Below are 16,517 nucleotides of genomic sequence, written 5' to 3'. Positions count from 1 at the left end.
TGTCCGTTTCGACGTAAAACGGTGGGTTGGTCTACGTCGATTTTAGCCTCTCATCGCTTCTCGCGACCGTTCGGGTAGGCATAGAGAGTACACGGACGAACGACGAATCGGTCCGCACCGACGCTCGAAATCGAATTCCTACGATACACCCCCGATTCATCGGGGTGTACCGGGGTTCCAGTATTTGTAGGGGGCGTTACTTCCGACGAGAAGGACGAACCCTTCAGCCAGTGTTGTTCGCAAACCCGGTTGAAAGCCCGGTTTTCGACGGGTTTGAGGTGATTTGAGAGTAGTTCGATGTCAATAGCATACCGACCGGACGCGTCGTCACCGAGGGTAGTTCTACACTCCGAAGACACGCTTTCCTTCCGGAGGAGTGTGTAGATGTACTCCACCGAATAGCGGATTTAGACGCCTCGTAGCGGTGAGATGCTCGTACAGAGGGGTGTACGGCGAACTCACCGCGAAACTATGTCAGGTTTCGTACGTCCGGCCCTCGGGGTCCGTGCGAACACCACCCGTCCAATCGGGCAGTCGTTTCTTTGCCGGCCGCCGCGTCGGCGCGAGCATGTCAGAACCGACGTACGTCATCGGGCACCGAAAACCGGACACGGACACCGTCTGCGCCGCACTGGCGTACGCCGAGTTGAAACAAGAGCAAGGCGAAGAGGGCGTTTCCGCGGCCAGGGCCGGGGACCTGAACCCGGAGACGGAGTTCGTACTGGACTACTGGGACGTCGAGGCGCCCGCCCTCCTCGAAGACGCGACGGGGACGCGACTGGTCCTCGTCGACCACAACGAGTACAGCCAGACCGTATCCGGCGCGCGGGAGGCCGAAATCGTCGAAGTCGTCGACCACCACCGCATCGGCGACGTGGAGACGAGCGCCCCGATTCCGTTCCGGAACGAGCCGGTGGGGTCGACGGCGACGATTCTGGTCGACCTGTTCGACGAGGCGGGCGTGACTATCGACGCGCGGACCGCCGGCCTCCTCCTCAGCGGACTGCTCAGCGACACGGTCGTTCTGCGCTCGCCGACGACGACGGAACGCGACCGGACGGTCGCCGAGCGACTGGCCGAGACGGCCGGCGTCGGCGTCGAGGAGTACGGCGAGAAGCTCCTCGCGCACAAGAGCAAACTCGGCGAGAAGGGTCCCCGCGAGATGGTGCTGGGCGACTTCAAGGAGTTCGAGTTCGGCTCCGGTCGCGTCGGTATCGGGCAGGTCGAAACGGTCGAACCCGGCGTCGTCTTGGACCAGCGAGACGCCGTCCTCGATGCGATGGACGGCGTCGTCTCCGAACGCGACTACGACGCGCTGTTGTTGCTCGTGACCGACCTGCTCGACGAGGAGTCGACGGTTCTCGTTGCCGGCGACGAAACCGCGACGGTCGAAGCGGGACTCGACGCGAGGTTCTCGGACCGGGAGGCGTTCCTCCCCGGCGTGATGTCCCGGAAAAAGCAGGTCGTTCCGCCGCTGGAAGCGGCGTTCGACTGACGGCGGGACGGAGCGGGCCCGAACTCGAACCGAATTCGAACCGGACTCGGCGGGAGAAGACCGCGCCGCGTCGCGTTCACTTCCGGTCGGAGGAGGCGCCGTCGGCGTCCGCGTCCACCGCGCAGGTGAAATGCCGCGACCGGTTCTCGGCGACGTAGCGGTAGACTCGGCGGCCGACGCGGGCGACCGGACCGAGGCTCATCACCCACGAGAGCGGAACGAGAACCGGGAACTGCTTCGCGAGTCGGCGGAACGCGTCGTAGCCGGCGTAGGCGTCCTCGCCGTCGAACACGTACATCGCGTCCTCGAAGCTCACGTCCTCGCGCCCGCGGTACCGGTCGGGGACGGTGTACTGCGAGTGGAACCGGACCGCGTTCGTGAAGTCGAGCAGTTTGAACGAGTAGAGACTCCGCGCGCAGAAGTAGCAGTGCTCGTCGTACACGAGGTCTATCGTCTCGTCCTCGTCGGGGCCGAGGTATCGGAAGAGCGAGTCCCACGGGAGGAGGAGCGCGAGGAAGACGTACTGGTCGAAGAAGAACGGACCGAGCGAGAGGGCGATGACCGTGTGCATCCCGAGCGTCCCCAGGAGGAGGGGCGTGATGGGCAACCCGACCAGAACGGCGACGAGCAACCCGAGTTCGAAGACGATGGTTCCCAGCGCGGCGCCCGTCAGGAGGAGCGGGTATCGGAGCATGAACTCGCCGAGTCGCGTCGGCGGGTCCCAGTAGACCAGGGCGGACGTCGCCCACCGTCCCAGCGCGGTCGCGCTGATCCAGTCCAGCGAGAGGTCGGACCCGAAGACGAGTTTCGTCCACGCGGAGCCGAAGTAGAGAACCGCGACCGTCAGGAGGACCAACTGCAGGATACGCATGCTGTGCTCGCCGGTGTTCGGCGAGCGGAGCGTCTCGTTCAGGTCGTCGATGCTCTCGGAGAGCGCCCCCCGAACGGCGTCGACGTTCAGGCGGTCGGTCTCCGCGTAGAGCCCGAAGAAGATCAGGAAGAAGCCGGCGATGAACATCGAGTTCACCCGACCGGAGTCGACGTAGGCGTTCATCACCGTCGCCAGGTGCGCCACCAACAGCGCGCTCACCAGCGCCGTGAGTCGCTGTCTGTACCCGACGAGGAACGCCAGCAGAAACACCAACAGCACGGCCTTCTCGACCGGAAGGTACTGCTGGACGACCGGCGGCTGAAAGAACAGATACTCCTCCGCCCCGGGCATCAGGTGCCACTCGTCGATAGCGCCGAACTCCATCGAACCGAAGTTCCAGAGGAGGTACGCCCCGAAGATGACGCGCGCGACGCCGACGTTGATAGGCGAGTCGCGCCGCGGGTTGCGGACGTAGTTCACGAACAGTTCGGGGACCCTCATACGCACCGCTCCTCGAAGGTGTACTCGACGTCGGACGCCGTCGCGTTCGCCGGGAGGCTGACCTCGAAGGCCAGTTCGCGCTCGGTGGAGGTCAGTTCGTAGCCGCCCTCCTCGAAGTGGAGGTGGAGTTCGTAGACTTTCAGCGTGACGAACTCACCGTATCCGTCCAGTTCGCTCTCGGTCCAGCGGAAATCCTGTTGGTGCCGCGGGAAGTCCACCCGCTCTACGAGCGACGGGGCGCCCGCTTCGATTCGCTCGCGGTACTCGTGGGACCTGTGCAACAGATACCGCCCCGCGGCCTCCGACTCCTCCTGCGAACAGTACGCGAGCGCACGAGCGACGTCGTCGTTCGGGCTGACGGTCGGAACGACGCGCCGGTCGAACCGAATTTCCCGCCCCGCGGAGTCCTCGACGTAGATGAGGTAGTTCACCTTCTCCTCGGACGGAATACCCGTGAACTTGTGGAGGTCCTCCATCGGTCGAATCTCGTACCCCGACGGCGAGAGGTTGACCAACAGAAGGCAGGCGAAAAACACCGCCAGATAGCTCGAGCGAACGTACCGGTGTCGGTAGAAAAAGGCCGCCGCGAACGTGCCGAGAAAGAAGAGACCGAAGAAGAGCGGAACGACGAGGTCCTTGTACGCGATGATCGACTGGACGACGTCGTCCAAAACTAGATACATGAGTTGTGATTTGTCGGGAGTACAATAGTATTTCTGCCCGATCATCGTCTAATCAAATCTCATCGAAGATGATCAGATAGTCCCGACGGGGCCGACGCGGACGGTTCGGTCGGTTCGTCCCGCAGTGGGGTTAGTGAAGGACCGCCCGTACCTCGTCGACGCGAGGCCCGTCGTGAAATGGATTTTAATCAGTAATATGACGCCAAAAAACATATACATATGTCAGCGATAGTAAGAGGCAGATGTTTAGACGCAAGTTTCTCAAAGCGGCGGGCGCATCGGGCGTAGCCGGTCTCGCCGCCGGTTGTATGGGCGGCGAGCAGAGCGAAGCGACGGAAGCGGCCGGCGGGACGACCGGCGGCGACGGGACCGCGACCGAAACTGCGACCGAAACCGAGACGGGAACCACAGAGTCGACGGCCGATGGAACCGAGAGCGGCCTCGGTGACGTCACCGGAGAAGTCGGCGACACCCCCGACGGTCTCGAAGTCGCGTCCCACAGCGTGTACGCGGAACAGAGCGCCGTCGGACTGCGAGGAACGGTCGAGAACACCGGCGACGAGGACTACCAGTACGTTCAGGCCCAGGTGACGCTCCAGGACGACCAAGGAGACGTTCTCTACGAGTTCTTCGACGAGACCGAGCAGGCGGACACCGTCACGCTTCCGACGGGCGAGTCGTGGGACTTCGACGTGCTGTTCGAGGAAGCGGACGACCTGAGTGCGGTCACGGCCTACACGGTCGACCTCGCCGCGAGCACGGGCGGGACCGGAACCGGTACCGAGACGGACGACATCACGGGCGAGACCGACCAGCAGGACCCCAACCTCGAAATCACGGACCACCAGCTGACGCGCGAGGAGTCGACGACGTACGTCAGCGGAACGGTCGAGAACGCCGGCGAGGAGGACATCGAGTCGGTCGAAGTGTCGGTCACGCTCTACGACGCCGAGGACCAGGAGCTGTTCGACTTCAGAAACACCGTCGAGCAGGAAGAGGACGTCCAGCAACTCGCGCCCGGCGAGTCGTGGAACTTCCGCGTGCAGTTCCCGGACATCGACATGCAGCGGATCAGCCGGTACGTTATCAGCGCCGACAGCGACATCGTCTAACGCTTTTTCGACGGAAGAGCCGACGGAACGACGCCGCGTCCGCGACCGGGCGGTCGTCCGACCGCACGCCGCGGCGCGGTCGAGCGAGAGGGACGGTCGAGCGGACCGCTCTCAGTCCGCGTGTTCGGTCTGCCCGCCGCCACCGCCGACGGCGTCGCGCGCGTTCGACAGCGTGCGACCGACGAGTTCCTGGAGGCTCTCGCGCCGCTTGAAGAAGAGCGCGAACCCGAGGACGAGATAGACGGCGGTGTAGGCGTAGAGGATCATCATGCTGAGTTCGGTCGCGGCGGGTTCGGAGACGGTTCGGATGACGTAGAACTCCGCGAGCACCTGCGAGACGAACAGGACGAGAAGCGTCACCGCCTCCCGCGTGCTTATCTCGAAGTTGGTCAGGATGGCGATGGCGAAGAGGCTCTGGGCGGCGGTGATCCATATCTCGGCCGCCTGCTTCGAGTCGAACGGCAGGGTCCCGACGGCGCCGGCGGAGATGGAGTAGACGACGGCGAGCGTCCCGATGAGCAGCGTCCACTGGTTCAGCTTCGAGGAGATGAGCGCGTTGAACCCCGCCGTCGAGCGCGCCTTGTTTACGAGGTAGGCGACGACGATGAGTTCGGGGCTCTCGGAGGCCAGAGGCGCCAGCCACTGTATCATGAAGAACTCGGGGATGCCGTACTGGAGGCCGAGCGTCTCCAACCCCTCGGCGAACGGGTGGACGGCGGTGAAGATGATGGCGCCGGAGAAGGCGAATCCCGTGAGGACGGCGGCGACGCGCACCGCCTTCGACTTCGCCTGGAAGTAGGCGGGCACGCCGACGTTCTCCTCGTGTTCCTCGACGCCGCCGCGGATGATGACGAACAGGTAGAGCACGTAGAGACCGACGAGAAACAGCGTGTCGACGGGGCCGATGCCGCCGCTGAGGGGGACGAAGAAGGCGAACGCCGTCGCCGCGAGGAGAAACGTTATCTCGGTGGCGATGCCGCGGTCGAGGCCGACCACGTCGGCCAGGAATCCCGAACGGTGTTCGACCGCCGGGTCGGAGCCACTCCTCGCGCGAAAGATGGTGAACAGAGCGATGCCGGACCAGCCGAGACCGATGAGGATGCGGTTGGCGCCGGTCATGTTCGCGACGGCGAGGTTGCCAGCCTGCTCGGACCCGGCGCCGGCCTGCCAGGCGTAGAGGGCGTCGACGGCGTACTCGGGAGCGACGGCGAGGACGGCGAGGACGGCGATGGCGAACGCCTGCGGGACGTCTTTCTCGGCCGTTTCGGCGGCCCACGCCAAGAGAAAGGACGCTCCCAGGATGGCGAGGCCGGCGACGAGGACGGCCGTGCCGGGCGCGATGTTCTCGCCGGGGTGGACGGTGCCGTAGCCACCGTAGGAGAAGAACAGTCCGACCCACGGAACCGTCAACAACAACGTGAGGACGACGGCGACAAGGGGGTGACGAAACCTATCGAGCATTAGTCGGTAGTTGTAGAACAAGCACCTACGTCTTTTGTTTAGCGGCCCGCCGTCGGACGGTCGCACGAACCGGGGATTGACCTCCGGACCGACCACAGGGTTATCCCTCTCATCCGCCTGTGGACGGTATGGCAGACACGAAGAAGGGGCGAGAGAAGCAGGCCCGAGACGCGGAGACCCGCCAGCAGGAACGGGACGTCGCCGAGTTCCGCGAACGCGCCGACGAACCCGAGCCCGAACCGCCGCGCGCAGACGAGGAGGCCGAGGAGGCCGAAGCGGCGGACGAGGGGGAGTCTCCCCGAACGTGTCACCGCCGCGGATGCGAGGAACCGGCGGCGTTCGTCGTCCTCGAACGGTACCAAGAGGACACCGGCCACGGTGCCGTCGAGGCCGAAGCGTTCCTCTGCCGGGAGCACACCGAAGAGGAGAGTCCGGTGAACCTCGACGGCGTCTACGAGGAGTACGTGTTCCGCGTCGAACCCCTCCGCTCGTCGGTCTGAGCGGAACGGGGCGGCCCCGCCGCCGCAGGGGAAGAACGTGCACAAATCACCACCTATTTAGCGTCCGTCTATGCACTCTCGTGTATGTACGTCGGACGGTTCATCGTCGTCGGTCCCGACTTCGGAGCGTATCGCGTCTCCTCCCGGTCGTTTCCCAATCGGCAGGTCGTCGAACGCGACGGCGTCCTCACCGTCGCGCCGACGCCGGACGCACCCGAGAGCGACAACCCCTACATCTCCTACAACTGCGTCCGCGAAGGGGGCGACGGCGTCGTCGTCGGCAACGGGTCGCACGTCGACCCCGTCGCGGAGAAACTCGACATCGGCTACCCCGCCCGCGACGCCCTCGCGGAGTCGCTTCTGGCGCTCGACTACGAGAAGGACGACTACGACACGCCCCGCATCGCGGGTGTCGTCGGCGAGGACTCCTACGTCGGCATCGTCCGGAAGGACGCGCTCCTCGTCCGCCCCGTCGAGGATGATCCCCTCCTCGTCGCCACCTACGAGGAGGACGACCCCGCGCCGGTCACCTTCGACGGGAGCGGGTCCCCCGCCGACATCGCCGAACGCGCCTACGGGATGGCCTACGAACACGCCGTCTGCGCCGCGGGCGTCGCCTACGACGACGGCGCGGTGGACGTCGGCTTCCACAACGGAGAGTGAGTCGCCGTCGGGGCCGTCGTCGCCGATATCGGTCACCGACGTTCTCGTTACCCTGACGGCGACGGCGAGGACGACGTCGGGAGTCGAAGCGTGAGGAGGACGACGACGGCGAGCACCGCGGCCAGGAGGACGTATCCCTCGTCGAAGTAGCCGCGGTCGGCCAGTCCGCCGAAGAGCACCGGCCCCGCCGCGCCGAGCGTCGCCACCGTGGTTCTGACGACGCCCAGACCGGTGCCGCGGACCTCCTCGGAGAAGGCGTCCGAGAGGAACGACTGCGTGACGGCGCCCGACCCGAGCATCGTGCTGACGACGGCGGTGAGGGCGGCCAGCGGCCAGAACCCCTCGACGACGGGCAGCAGCGCCAGCCCCGCGACGGGACCGACGAGGACGGCGACGAGCGTGTTCCGCAGACCGATGCGGTCGTACGCCGCGCCCGCGACCGGTTTGACGACGACGCCGAACGCGAAGAAGGCGCTGAACAGCGTCCCCGCGGCGGCGGAGGAGAGCCCCTTCTGTTCGACCAAGTACGTGGGGTACAGTCCGGTGAACGACTGCCAGATGAGGATATAGAGGAACAGAATGAACGAGACGAACCCGAGGTTCGAGCCGCGGAACTCGGCGAGCACGTCGCGCACGCTCTCGGAGGGGAGCGGGTCCGCGGACGCGGCGTCGGCGTCGGTACCCGAGTCGGACCCGCCGCCGGCCGGGAGCGTCACGCGGACGACGAACCCGGCCACGAGGAGCAAGGGGACGACGAACAGCAGGCCCGCCTGCCACGCGACGGCCGCCGCGAGCACCCCCGCGACGGGCGGGAGGACGGTCTGTCCGAGGTCGCCCGTCGCCATCGTCACGCCGAGGGCGCTCCCGATTCGGTCCGGGTATATCTGCGAGAGCATCGTGATGCGCGCGATGGGGTACAGCGACTGGCCGAGGCCGACCAGCGCCGTGGCGGCGAAGAGGACGAGGGCCGTCGGGGCGGCGGCGACGAGCACCAGCGCCGCGGCGACGACGAGGGCGCCCGCGGTCATCACCGACCGCTCGCTGTAGCGGTCGGCGAGGAGGCCGCCGGGGAGTTGGCCGACGGCCGACCCGAGCCACAGAACCGTCACGAGGAGGCCGGCGACGGTGAGGCTGATGTCGAAGGCGTCCCGCAGGTACGGCAGCAGGACGGGATAGATCATGCGCGCGCCGAGCAGCGTCCCCCACCCGCCCGCGATGGCGACGAGCGACGTCCCTCGGCCGCCGCCCCACAGCGCTCGGAGTTCGTTCAGGACGGACTGGAGGACCCTCATTCGGTGTCGGTGAGAGTTCCCGCGAACGGCTGATAAGGGTTGACGTACCCGCCCTCGCTCACCGCCTGTGGGCGCGACCCCCCGGTAGGAGCGGCGGGGGCAGCGGTGTGGGTCCGCGGGTCGTTTTTGAGGCTGCCGCTCCTACGTCGACGCATGCGAGTCGCCGTCATCTCGGACGTACACGGGAACCGGGTCGCACTCGACGCCGTCCTCTCGGATATGCCCGCGGTGGACGGAATCGTCTGCGCCGGCGACGTGGTGGGTTACAACCCCTGGCCGGCCGAGTGCGTCGCCGAACTCCGCGAACGGGACGTGCCGACGGTGATGGGCAACCACGACCGGGCCGTCGCTTCCGGGACGGCGTTCCGATTCAACGGGATGGCCGCCGCGGGCGTCGAGTACACCCGGAACGTGCTCGACGACGACGCGATGCGGTGGCTCTCGGAGTTGCCCGACGAACGGACGGAGTTCGACGGGCGCGTGAAACTCGTCCACGACCACCCGAGGATACAAGACAAGTACACCTACCCCGAGGAGTTCGACGCCGACTTCCTCGACGAGGAGGACGTCCTCGTCCTCGGTCACACCCACGTACAGGACCACCGCACGTTCGACGAGGGCATCGTGATGAACCCGGGGAGCGTCGGCCAACCCCGCGACGGCGACCACCGCGCGGCGTACGCGATACTGGACTTGGACGAGTTGTCGGTCGAAGAACGCCGCGTCGACTACGACGTCGAGGCGGTCGTCGAGGCGGTGAACGAGGCCGGGTTGCCGGAGCGCATCGGAACGCGACTGTACGACGGACAGTAGCCGGCGGCGGACGCGAGCGACGGAACCGAACCGTCGAAGGGATTCGACGGGGCCGATAGGGATTACCCGTCCGGGAGCGACCCGGTCTCAGCGACGGCCGGCGCGGTGACGCGCGGCCGTCGAAACGAACCATGTTCCCGTCACTCCTTCCCGTCTCCGTCTCGGTCGCCGCCGCCGTATTCGCCCTCCCCGGATTCGGGGACGGCGTCGTCGCCGAAGCGGTGCGGGCGGCGAGCGGGTGGGGCGGACTGGCCCTCATCTTCGTCTACTCGGTGCTCATCGCCGTCGTCCTACCGCTTCCGGGCGAGGCGGTGCTCGTCCCGGCGGTGGAGGGGACGCTGAAACTCGGCGCGCCGACGGCGGTGGAAATCGCGCTCGTCGTCGTCGTGAGCAGCCTCGGTAAGGCGCTCGGGAGCGTCGCCGCCCTGTCGCTCGGAACCCGCGCCACCCGGTCCGGTCCCGCGATTCGAGCGGTGCGCTCGCTCGGCGTCGACCCCGTGGCGTGGTCGCAGCGTCGCGTCGTCGACCTCGTCCAGCGGTACGGCTACGTCGGACTGGCGGGGACGCTGATGGTGCCGATGTTCCCCGATACGCTGCTGCTGTACGCCTTCGCCGTGCTCGACCTCGAACGGGCGAAGTTCGCGGCGGCGGCGTTCGTCGGGACGGTCGGCCGACTCCTCATCACGCTGTTCGTGCTGGAGAGCGTCGGGTCGGTCTCCTGAGAGTCGAACGTGAGTGAGTCGGGAAGAGGGACGGAGTCAGTCGGCCGAGAGAGAGGCCGAAACGGGTTCCAGCCGCGCCGAGAAATGCCGGAGTTCCTTCATCTCCGGTTCCTCGACGATTTCCAGCCCCTCGTAGCGCTCGGCGGACTCCCGCACCGCGGCGGCCGTCTCCGCGACGTGTTCGAGGTGTTCGCGCGAGTACGTTCGGCGGGGGAGCGCCAGTCTGACGAGGTCCGGGCGGTCGGTCCCGGGGAACGCGAAGCCGCCGAGTTCGACGCCGCGGACGCCGCCTTCGAGGTAGAGCGCGCAGACGAGTTCCTGCCCGGGGAAGCGCTCTTTCGGGACGTGCGGGAGGACGGACCCGGCGTCGACGTAGACGGCGTGGCCGCCGGTCGGTTCGTAGACGGGGACGCCCCGGTCGGTCAGGAGGCGGCCGAGTTCGGCCACCTGTTCGACCCGCTCTCCGACGTACGGCGGTTCGACGGCCTCCCGGAGGCCGACGGCCATCGCCGCGACGTCGCGCCCGGCGAGACCGCCGTAGGTGGGGAAGCCCTCGTAGAGGATGCCCCGTTGCTTGGCCGCCTCGAAGAGGTCGGGGTCGTCCATCGCGGCGAAGCCGCCGATGTTGACGAGGGCGTCCTTCTTGCCCGACATCGTCACCGCGTCGGCGTACGAAAGCTGTTCGCGAGCGATTTCGGCCACCGTCGCGTCCGCGAACTCGGCCTCTCGCTCCCGGACGAAGTGGGCGTTCTCGGCGAACCGACAGGCGTCAATCACGAACGTCGCGTCTATCTCGTCGGCGAAGGCGGCCACTTCGCGGGTGTTGGCGACGCTGACGGGTTGGCCGGCGACGGAGTTGTTCGTCACCGTGAGGACGACGACGGGAATCGCGTCGGCGCCGACTTCCTCGACCAGTTCCCACCCCGCCTCGACGTCGAAGTTCCCCTTGAACGGGTGGTCGGCGTCCGGGTCGCGGGCGAGTTCGTGCGGACAGTCTACGGGGTCGGCGCCCTGATTGGCGACGTGGGCGCGCGTCGTGTCGAAGTGCGCGTTGTTCGGCACGGCGTCGCCCTCGTCGACGAGGACGCCGTAGACGACGTTCTCCGCGCCGCGTCCCTGGTGAGTGGGGACGACGTGCTCGAAGCCCATCACGTCGCGGACGGCCTCGCGGAGTTCCTCGAAGCTTCGACTGCCGGCGTAGGCCTCGTCGCCGCGCATCAGCGCCCCCCACTGCTCGGCGCTCATCGTTCCGGTTCCCGAGTCGGTCAGGAGGTCGACGTACACGTCGTCTGCGTCGAGATTGAAGGCGTTGTACCCGGCGGCATCGAGGGCCGACTCGCGGTCCTCGCGCGAGGGGAGGGTGATGGGTTCGACCATCTTCGCTTTGTACGAGCGCATGGGAGAGCACACGCCGCCCGCCGTGAAGGTCGTTCCCGAGGATAATCGAGGGACTCCGGCGGGTTTCAGGCGACGGGGAACGGTCGGCGGCGGAGAGGACCGGAGAACGACGACAGTGGACGGAGTCGTCCCTCGACGCGCGGAGATGCGGAAAACCGGTGCCGAGGTCGAAGAGTCGGGAGTTAGAACTCGTCTTGGACGATGCTGAGCGTCTCCTCGCGGTCGTCCCACGCGACGAAGATGGCGACGGAGGTGGCGGAGGTGATGACGTCGTGGATGTTGATTCCGGCCTCGGAGATGGGTTGGACGATGTCGAGCATGACGCCCGGTCGGTTGGGGAGTTCCCCGCCCGTGACGCGGATGACGGCGAGGCCGTCCGCGACGGTGACCGAGGAGAGCGACTGCTCGTCGACGACCTTCGAGTGCAGGAGGTTCTCGGCCTCCTCGGCGCGGTCCTCGTCGATGTAGAAGGTGACCGAGTCCATCCCGCTGGCGACGGCGTCGACGTTCACGTCGCGTTCGCGGAGGGCCTGCGAGAGGTCCGCGAGGATACCCGGCCGGTTTCGGATGGAACGCCCCGCGACGGTGATGCACGCGAGGGGGTTCTCCTGCATGTCGATGAGGTTGTGAAACTCCCCCTCGATGAGCGTCCCGCCGGTCAGGAGGTTGCCGTGCTGGTAGTGGACGACGCGGACGCCGAGGGTGTCGTCCTTGTAGGAGAGCGCCGACGGGGCGACCACTTCGGCCCCGCGGAACGAGAGGTTCCGGAGTTCGTCGACGGTGATGCGTCCGACGTTCCGCGCCCCCTCGACGACGTGCGGGTCGCCCGTCATGACGCCCTCGACGTCGGTGACGATGACGACTTCGTCGGCGTCCATGTACCGGCCCATCATCACGGCCGTCGTGTCCGACCCGCCGCGGCCGAGCGTCGTTATCTCGCCGTCGTGATTCTGCGCGAGAAAACCGGTGATGACGGGGACGACGCCGTCCATGTCGGCGGCGAGTTTCGCGGCGCGCCGCTTCGTCTCCTCGACGTCCACCTCGCCGAGGTCGTTCGTGATGACCGGCCACGCCTCGGAGCCGGGTTCGACGAACAGGGCGTTCACGCCGCGGGCGGTCAAGGCCGCCTTCAGCATCCGGACGCTGGTTCGCTCGCCCATCGAGACGATTTCGGCCCGGTCGCGGTCGTCGGCCTCGAACTGTATCTCGTCGAGAAGGTCGTCCGTCGTGTTGCCCATCGCGGAGGCGACGACGGCTATCTCGTGACCCTGTTCGACGGCGGCGGCGACGGAGTCGGCGGCGCGGTTGATCCGGTCGCCGCTTCCGAGCGAGGTTCCCCCGAACTTCGCGACTACTCGCACGGCCCGACCCCCGGCCGATTCGCCCGCAGAGACTGAGACTGGTGCTGTGGCATGCGCGGGGGTAGCGTGGGGCCGCGTATAACTGTGTCTCCCCCTTCAACCGTTGCCGACGCCGACAGTCCGGTCCGACTGACAGGTTCGCGGTTGCGGGGGCTGTCGGACCGTCGGAGACGGGGGCCGCACCGACCACCGGCGGCGAGTCCCGTTCACAGCGACGCCTCCGGCCGACAGCGGCCTTTATCACTGCGGCGTGGTACCATACGGTATGGACGCGGAGGTACGAGACGCCCTCGAAACGGACGCCGAATCGCTGGCCGCCATCGCCGACGTCCCGACCGACGTGATGCGGAACGTCGTCCACGACCGGACCGTCCGCGTGGCCGAACGGCGGCGCGAGGCGTCCGACCCGAACGCCGACACCGACGCCGCGGACGCCGAACTCCTCGGCTTCGTCGCGTTCGACGTCCGCGACGACACCGTCCACGTCACCCAACTCGGCGGGTCCGCGGAGGCCGTCGAGCGACTGCTGGGCGAACCCGTCCGCTTCGCCTCGAATGAGCGCTTGCGCGTCGAGTATCTCGCCGTCGCGTCGGCCACCGACCACCACGAGGCGGCCGAGCGCGCGGGGTTCGAACGCCTCGGCCCCGGACCGCGGTTCATGAGCGAGGAGACGGTTCGGTTCGGGATGGAGCCCTGACGGCGTTCGGTCTCAGTCGTCCGCGCTCGCCTCGGACGGCACCTCGTGGTCCGCTATCGACGCGCTTGGGGCGAGGAACGCCTCGGGGTCGAACTCGTCGAGGTCCTCGACGTCGGCGCCCGACCGGACGCGGCGCGGCCAGTCGGGGTTCGCCAGCGCACCCGTCGCCAACGTCACGAGGTCGGACCCCGCCTCGACCGCCCCGCGGGCGTCCTCGGGGTCGGTGAGGCCGCCGTTAGCGACGACGGGCGCGTCGCCGTACTCGACGGCGTGTTCCGCCAGCGTCGGTCCCCCGTCGCCGAACGCCGGCGCCGTGACGTCGGGGTCGGTGACGTGCAGGTAATCCGCGCCCGCGTCGGAGAAGGCGCCGAAGAACGCCTCGGCGGCGTCTTCGCCCTCGGCCCACTCGTACTCCGCGTCGCTCACCTTCGTCTGCGAGACGCGGACGCCGACGACGAACTCCTCGGGCAGTTCCTCGGCGACGGCCTCGACCACACTTGCCGGGTAGCGAGCGCGCGCCTCCGGGTCGCCGCCGAACTCGTCGTCGCGGCGGTTCGCGTCCGCCGCGAGGAACTCGTTGAGGAGGTAGCCGTTCGCGGCGTGTATCTCCACGCCCTCGAAGCCCGCCTTCCGGGCGTTCTTCGCCGCTTCGACGAACCCCTCGCGGGCGTCCTCGAGTTGCTCCTTCGTGGCTCTGTTCGGGACGTAGTACTCCCCGCTCCCGCCGTACGCCTCGGCCATCTCGCCCTCGGGTTGGACGCCGGAGGGGGCGATGGTCTCCCCGTCCTCGACGTGCGGGTTGCCCTGCGCCTGCGCGCCGGCGTGCATCAACTGCGCGAAGATGGGTGCCTCGGCGTCGTGAACGGCGTCGACGACGCCGCGCCAGGCCTCGACCTGTTCGTCGGTGACCAGTCCGGGTTGGTTCAGGTAGCCCTGACTGTAGGCGTCGTCGGTGTAGGTACCCTCGGTGATGAGGAACGAGAACCCCCCGTCGGCGAACTTCGCGTAGTAGCGGGCCATCTCGTCGGTCGCGCGGCCGTCGTCCGTCGCGCTGACCCGCGTCATCGGCGCGAGGCCGACGCGACCGTCCAGTTCGATGTCGTTCAGCGTCACGGCGTCGAAGAGGGAGTCCGAGTCGGTCATCGTGCGTGATTGCGTCCGGACGCTGAAGAACGGGCGGCGGACGTGTCGCGGCCGCGCACAGTACGTGTGCTACCGCGGGGCGTAGGCGGGAGGTGTCGCGGAGTCGTCGGAATTCAGGAGAACTTTCGAACGGTCATCTCCAGCGTGTCCAAATCGAGGATGGGCGCGTAGCCCGCGTCGGGGTCGATGTTGACCGACTTCTGGAAGTCGGTCTGGGCCTGCCAGCACCCGGAGTTGACCGCGAGGACGTTGTGGTACTTCCCCCAGCCGAGTTTGTGGACGTGGCCCGTGTGGAACACGTCGGGCACCTCCTCCATCACGAGGTAGTCCTTCTCCTCGGGCGCGAGGCGGGTGTGCCCGCCGTACTGCGGGGCGACGTGGCGCTTCTTCAACAACTGGTACATCGCCTTGTGCGGTTCGTCGTAACTGGCCGACTCCGCGGGGAGTTCGGCGATAACCTCGTCCAGCGAGACGCCGTGGTACATCAGCACCTTCACACCCTCCAGGGTCACCGTCGAGGGGTTGCTCGTGATGTGTGCGTCGTGGACGGACATGATGTCGCGGAGGTGCTCGTCGAACCCGGGTTGGGGTTCGGCGAGGCGGACGGCGTCGTGGTTGCCCGGTATCATCACTATCTCCATGTCGCCCGGCACCTCTTTGAGGTGCTCGGAGAACTGCTCGTACTGGTCGTAGATGTCGACGATGTCCAACTCCTCGTCCTGGTTCGGGTAGACGCCGACGCCTTCCACCATGTCGCCCGCGATGAGGAGGTACTCCACGTGTTCGGCCTCCTCGGTGTGAAGCCACGAGGTGAATCGCTGCCACGCGTCGGTCATGAACTCCTGACTCCCGACGTGCACGTCGGAGATGAGCGCCGCCTGCACGTGTCTGTCCGCGGTGTTCGGCCTGTACGTCCGCGGCACGTCCGGGGAGTACATCGAGTCGACGAACATGATGCCCGCGTCGTCGGCCAGAGTGCCCTCGACGGCGATGCACTCGTCTAAGAGGAGTTCCTCCACCGCCGAGGCGAACTCGCGGTCCTTCATCACGAGACAGGGGAACGTCCCCGTCGTGTCCTCCAGTTCGACCAGCCAGTGACCGCTGGCCGTCGACCGGATGTCGTTGACGAGGCCGACCATCGCCGCGTCGCTGCCGCCGGACATCGACTGGATGGCCTCGGCGGGCCGGTGGTTCACCCGGCCGCGAAGCTGTCGGGAGAGCTTCTCGTAACGGTCCTTGAACACCTTCACGAAGTCGCCGTACTCGCCCGTTCCGGTGCTCTGTCCGGTCATGTCGTTGGCGACGTCGAGCGACCGGAGCGACGTGTCCAAACTGCGTCCGGACCGGTTCCCCTCTGTTTCGGGTGCAGCCGATTTCGGTCCTATCGAGTCTTCGTCGTTCGTTTCTCCACTCGAAGTAGAGGGGTCTGTCGAGGGGGTGGAAGCGGGGGTAGAGGCGGATTCGTGGGCGTCGTTATCCGCGGGTCTTCCGGCCGCCGCCCCGCCGTCCGTCGTCGGGTCGGTCGTTCCGGGGTCGGTAGGCGGGGTTTCGGCGGGCGAGGCGGGGTCGGAGACGGGCGCGTCAGTCGCGTTCGGGCCGGCGTCGAGCACCGCGCGGACGTCCTCGGCGGTGACGCGGAAGGAGTCGGGGCCGGCATGCTCGACGGCGCGCGCGAGCGTCGTCCCGGGGTCTGCGGCGCCCGCGATGAGCGTCACGGCCTCCCGTTCGGCGTTGTAGCCGTGGCGCGCGAGTTCGCGGACGATGCGGGCCGGCGTCTCCAGAGGCACACCGGTCGAACGGCGACG

15 protein-coding genes are annotated in these 16,517 nt (G+C 67.3%); 7 read left to right on the top strand and 8 right to left on the bottom strand.

Annotated features, from left to right (window positions below; genetic code table 11):
* The first annotated feature begins 568 nt into the window (after window positions 1-568).
* Window positions 569-1,495, top strand: a complete 927-nt coding sequence (locus tag NDI79_RS18130; RefSeq protein WP_310930069.1) for a manganese-dependent inorganic pyrophosphatase — start codon at window positions 569-571, stop codon at window positions 1,493-1,495.
* A 76-nt stretch (window positions 1,496-1,571) separates the two neighbouring features.
* Here the strand turns inward: NDI79_RS18130 and NDI79_RS18125 are convergent, their stop codons facing one another.
* Together NDI79_RS18125 and NDI79_RS18120 are read right to left on the bottom strand one after the other, a co-directional pair.
* A complete protein-coding gene (locus tag NDI79_RS18125; protein WP_310930068.1) occupies window positions 1,572-2,867 on the bottom strand; it encodes a DCC1-like thiol-disulfide oxidoreductase family protein in 1,296 nt (431 codons plus the stop codon).
* A complete protein-coding gene (locus tag NDI79_RS18120) occupies window positions 2,864-3,550 on the bottom strand; it encodes a hypothetical protein (protein ID WP_310930067.1) in 687 nt (228 codons plus the stop codon). The genes NDI79_RS18125 and NDI79_RS18120 overlap by 4 nt, the downstream gene beginning before the upstream one ends.
* A gap of 242 nt (window positions 3,551-3,792) precedes the next feature.
* On the opposite strand from NDI79_RS18120, the gene NDI79_RS18115 reads away from it, so the two are divergent.
* Window positions 3,793-4,662, top strand: a complete 870-nt coding sequence (locus NDI79_RS18115; protein ID WP_310930066.1) for an FxLYD domain-containing protein — start codon at window positions 3,793-3,795, stop codon at window positions 4,660-4,662.
* 111 nt (window positions 4,663-4,773) lie between these two features.
* Here NDI79_RS18115 and NDI79_RS18110 read toward each other — a convergent pair whose 3' ends face one another.
* Window positions 4,774-6,123 carry a sodium:calcium antiporter gene (locus tag NDI79_RS18110; protein WP_310930065.1) on the bottom strand — a complete coding sequence of 450 codons (1,350 nt, stop codon included), beginning with the start codon at window positions 6,121-6,123 and terminating at the stop codon, window positions 4,774-4,776.
* 128 nt (window positions 6,124-6,251) lie between these two features.
* Between NDI79_RS18110 and NDI79_RS18105 the strand changes: the two genes are divergently transcribed.
* Both NDI79_RS18105 and NDI79_RS18100 read left to right on the top strand, forming a co-directional pair.
* Window positions 6,252-6,623 (top strand): hypothetical protein, encoded by a 372-nt coding sequence (locus NDI79_RS18105; protein ID WP_310930064.1) that lies wholly within the window; start codon window positions 6,252-6,254, stop codon window positions 6,621-6,623.
* A gap of 84 nt (window positions 6,624-6,707) precedes the next feature.
* On the top strand, window positions 6,708-7,286 hold the full coding sequence (locus NDI79_RS18100; protein ID WP_310930063.1) for an IMP cyclohydrolase: 579 nt from the start codon (window positions 6,708-6,710) through the stop codon (window positions 7,284-7,286).
* 47 nt (window positions 7,287-7,333) lie between these two features.
* Here NDI79_RS18100 and NDI79_RS18095 read toward each other — a convergent pair whose 3' ends face one another.
* Window positions 7,334-8,578: an MFS transporter gene (locus NDI79_RS18095; protein WP_310930062.1), complete on the bottom strand. Its 1,245-nt coding sequence runs from the start codon at window positions 8,576-8,578 to the stop codon at window positions 7,334-7,336.
* Window positions 8,579-8,731: 153 nt separating this feature from the next.
* Between NDI79_RS18095 and NDI79_RS18090 the strand changes: the two genes are divergently transcribed.
* Window positions 8,732-9,391 carry a metallophosphoesterase family protein gene (locus tag NDI79_RS18090; RefSeq protein WP_310930061.1) on the top strand — a complete coding sequence of 220 codons (660 nt, stop codon included), beginning with the start codon at window positions 8,732-8,734 and terminating at the stop codon, window positions 9,389-9,391.
* A gap of 131 nt (window positions 9,392-9,522) precedes the next feature.
* Complete coding sequence (locus NDI79_RS18085) at window positions 9,523-10,113, top strand: VTT domain-containing protein (RefSeq protein WP_310930059.1); 591 nt, start codon at window positions 9,523-9,525, stop codon at window positions 10,111-10,113.
* 36 nt (window positions 10,114-10,149) lie between these two features.
* Here NDI79_RS18085 and NDI79_RS18080 read toward each other — a convergent pair whose 3' ends face one another.
* Window positions 10,150-11,511: a tryptophanase gene (locus tag NDI79_RS18080; RefSeq protein ID WP_310930058.1), complete on the bottom strand. Its 1,362-nt coding sequence runs from the start codon at window positions 11,509-11,511 to the stop codon at window positions 10,150-10,152.
* Between the two features lie 182 nt (window positions 11,512-11,693).
* Window positions 11,694-12,872, bottom strand: a complete 1,179-nt coding sequence (locus NDI79_RS18075) for an aspartate kinase (protein ID WP_310930057.1) — start codon at window positions 12,870-12,872, stop codon at window positions 11,694-11,696.
* Window positions 12,873-13,137: 265 nt separating this feature from the next.
* Between NDI79_RS18075 and NDI79_RS18070 the strand changes: the two genes are divergently transcribed.
* Window positions 13,138-13,569: a hypothetical protein gene (locus NDI79_RS18070; RefSeq protein ID WP_310930056.1), complete on the top strand. Its 432-nt coding sequence runs from the start codon at window positions 13,138-13,140 to the stop codon at window positions 13,567-13,569.
* Between the two features lie 12 nt (window positions 13,570-13,581).
* On the opposite strand, the gene NDI79_RS18065 is transcribed toward NDI79_RS18070, so the two are convergent.
* A complete protein-coding gene (locus NDI79_RS18065; RefSeq protein WP_310930055.1) occupies window positions 13,582-14,712 on the bottom strand; it encodes an oxidoreductase in 1,131 nt (376 codons plus the stop codon).
* 113 nt (window positions 14,713-14,825) lie between these two features.
* On the bottom strand, window positions 14,826-16,499 hold the full coding sequence (locus tag NDI79_RS18060; protein WP_310930054.1) for a DNA-directed DNA polymerase II small subunit: 1,674 nt from the start codon (window positions 16,497-16,499) through the stop codon (window positions 14,826-14,828).
* Window positions 16,500-16,517 lie beyond the last annotated feature (18 nt).

Origin of the sequence: Halogeometricum sp. S3BR5-2 (genome assembly GCF_031624635.1) — an archaeon.
In the GTDB taxonomy this organism is placed as follows: domain Archaea; phylum Halobacteriota; class Halobacteria; order Halobacteriales; family Haloferacaceae; genus Halogeometricum; species Halogeometricum luteum.
This window is presented reverse-complemented; position numbering and strand designations above follow the sequence as displayed.

Coding starts and splice junctions, on each gene's coding strand:
- NDI79_RS18085 (WP_310930059.1), top strand. CDS start 9,523: ATGTTCCCGTCACTCCTTCCCGTCTCCGTCTCGGTCGCCGCCGCCGTA.
- NDI79_RS18110 (WP_310930065.1), bottom strand. CDS start 6,123: ATGCTCGATAGGTTTCGTCACCCCCTTGTCGCCGTCGTCCTCACGTTG.
- NDI79_RS18095 (WP_310930062.1), bottom strand. CDS start 8,578: ATGAGGGTCCTCCAGTCCGTCCTGAACGAACTCCGAGCGCTGTGGGGC.
- NDI79_RS18100 (WP_310930063.1), top strand. CDS start 6,708: ATGTACGTCGGACGGTTCATCGTCGTCGGTCCCGACTTCGGAGCGTAT.
- NDI79_RS18080 (WP_310930058.1), bottom strand. CDS start 11,511: ATGCGCTCGTACAAAGCGAAGATGGTCGAACCCATCACCCTCCCCTCG.
- NDI79_RS18105 (WP_310930064.1), top strand. CDS start 6,252: ATGGCAGACACGAAGAAGGGGCGAGAGAAGCAGGCCCGAGACGCGGAG.
- NDI79_RS18125 (WP_310930068.1), bottom strand. CDS start 2,867: ATGAGGGTCCCCGAACTGTTCGTGAACTACGTCCGCAACCCGCGGCGC.
- NDI79_RS18120 (WP_310930067.1), bottom strand. CDS start 3,550: ATGTATCTAGTTTTGGACGACGTCGTCCAGTCGATCATCGCGTACAAG.
- NDI79_RS18065 (WP_310930055.1), bottom strand. CDS start 14,712: ATGACCGACTCGGACTCCCTCTTCGACGCCGTGACGCTGAACGACATC.
- NDI79_RS18070 (WP_310930056.1), top strand. CDS start 13,138: ATGGACGCGGAGGTACGAGACGCCCTCGAAACGGACGCCGAATCGCTG.
- NDI79_RS18090 (WP_310930061.1), top strand. CDS start 8,732: ATGCGAGTCGCCGTCATCTCGGACGTACACGGGAACCGGGTCGCACTC.
- NDI79_RS18130 (WP_310930069.1), top strand. CDS start 569: ATGTCAGAACCGACGTACGTCATCGGGCACCGAAAACCGGACACGGAC.
- NDI79_RS18115 (WP_310930066.1), top strand. CDS start 3,793: ATGTTTAGACGCAAGTTTCTCAAAGCGGCGGGCGCATCGGGCGTAGCC.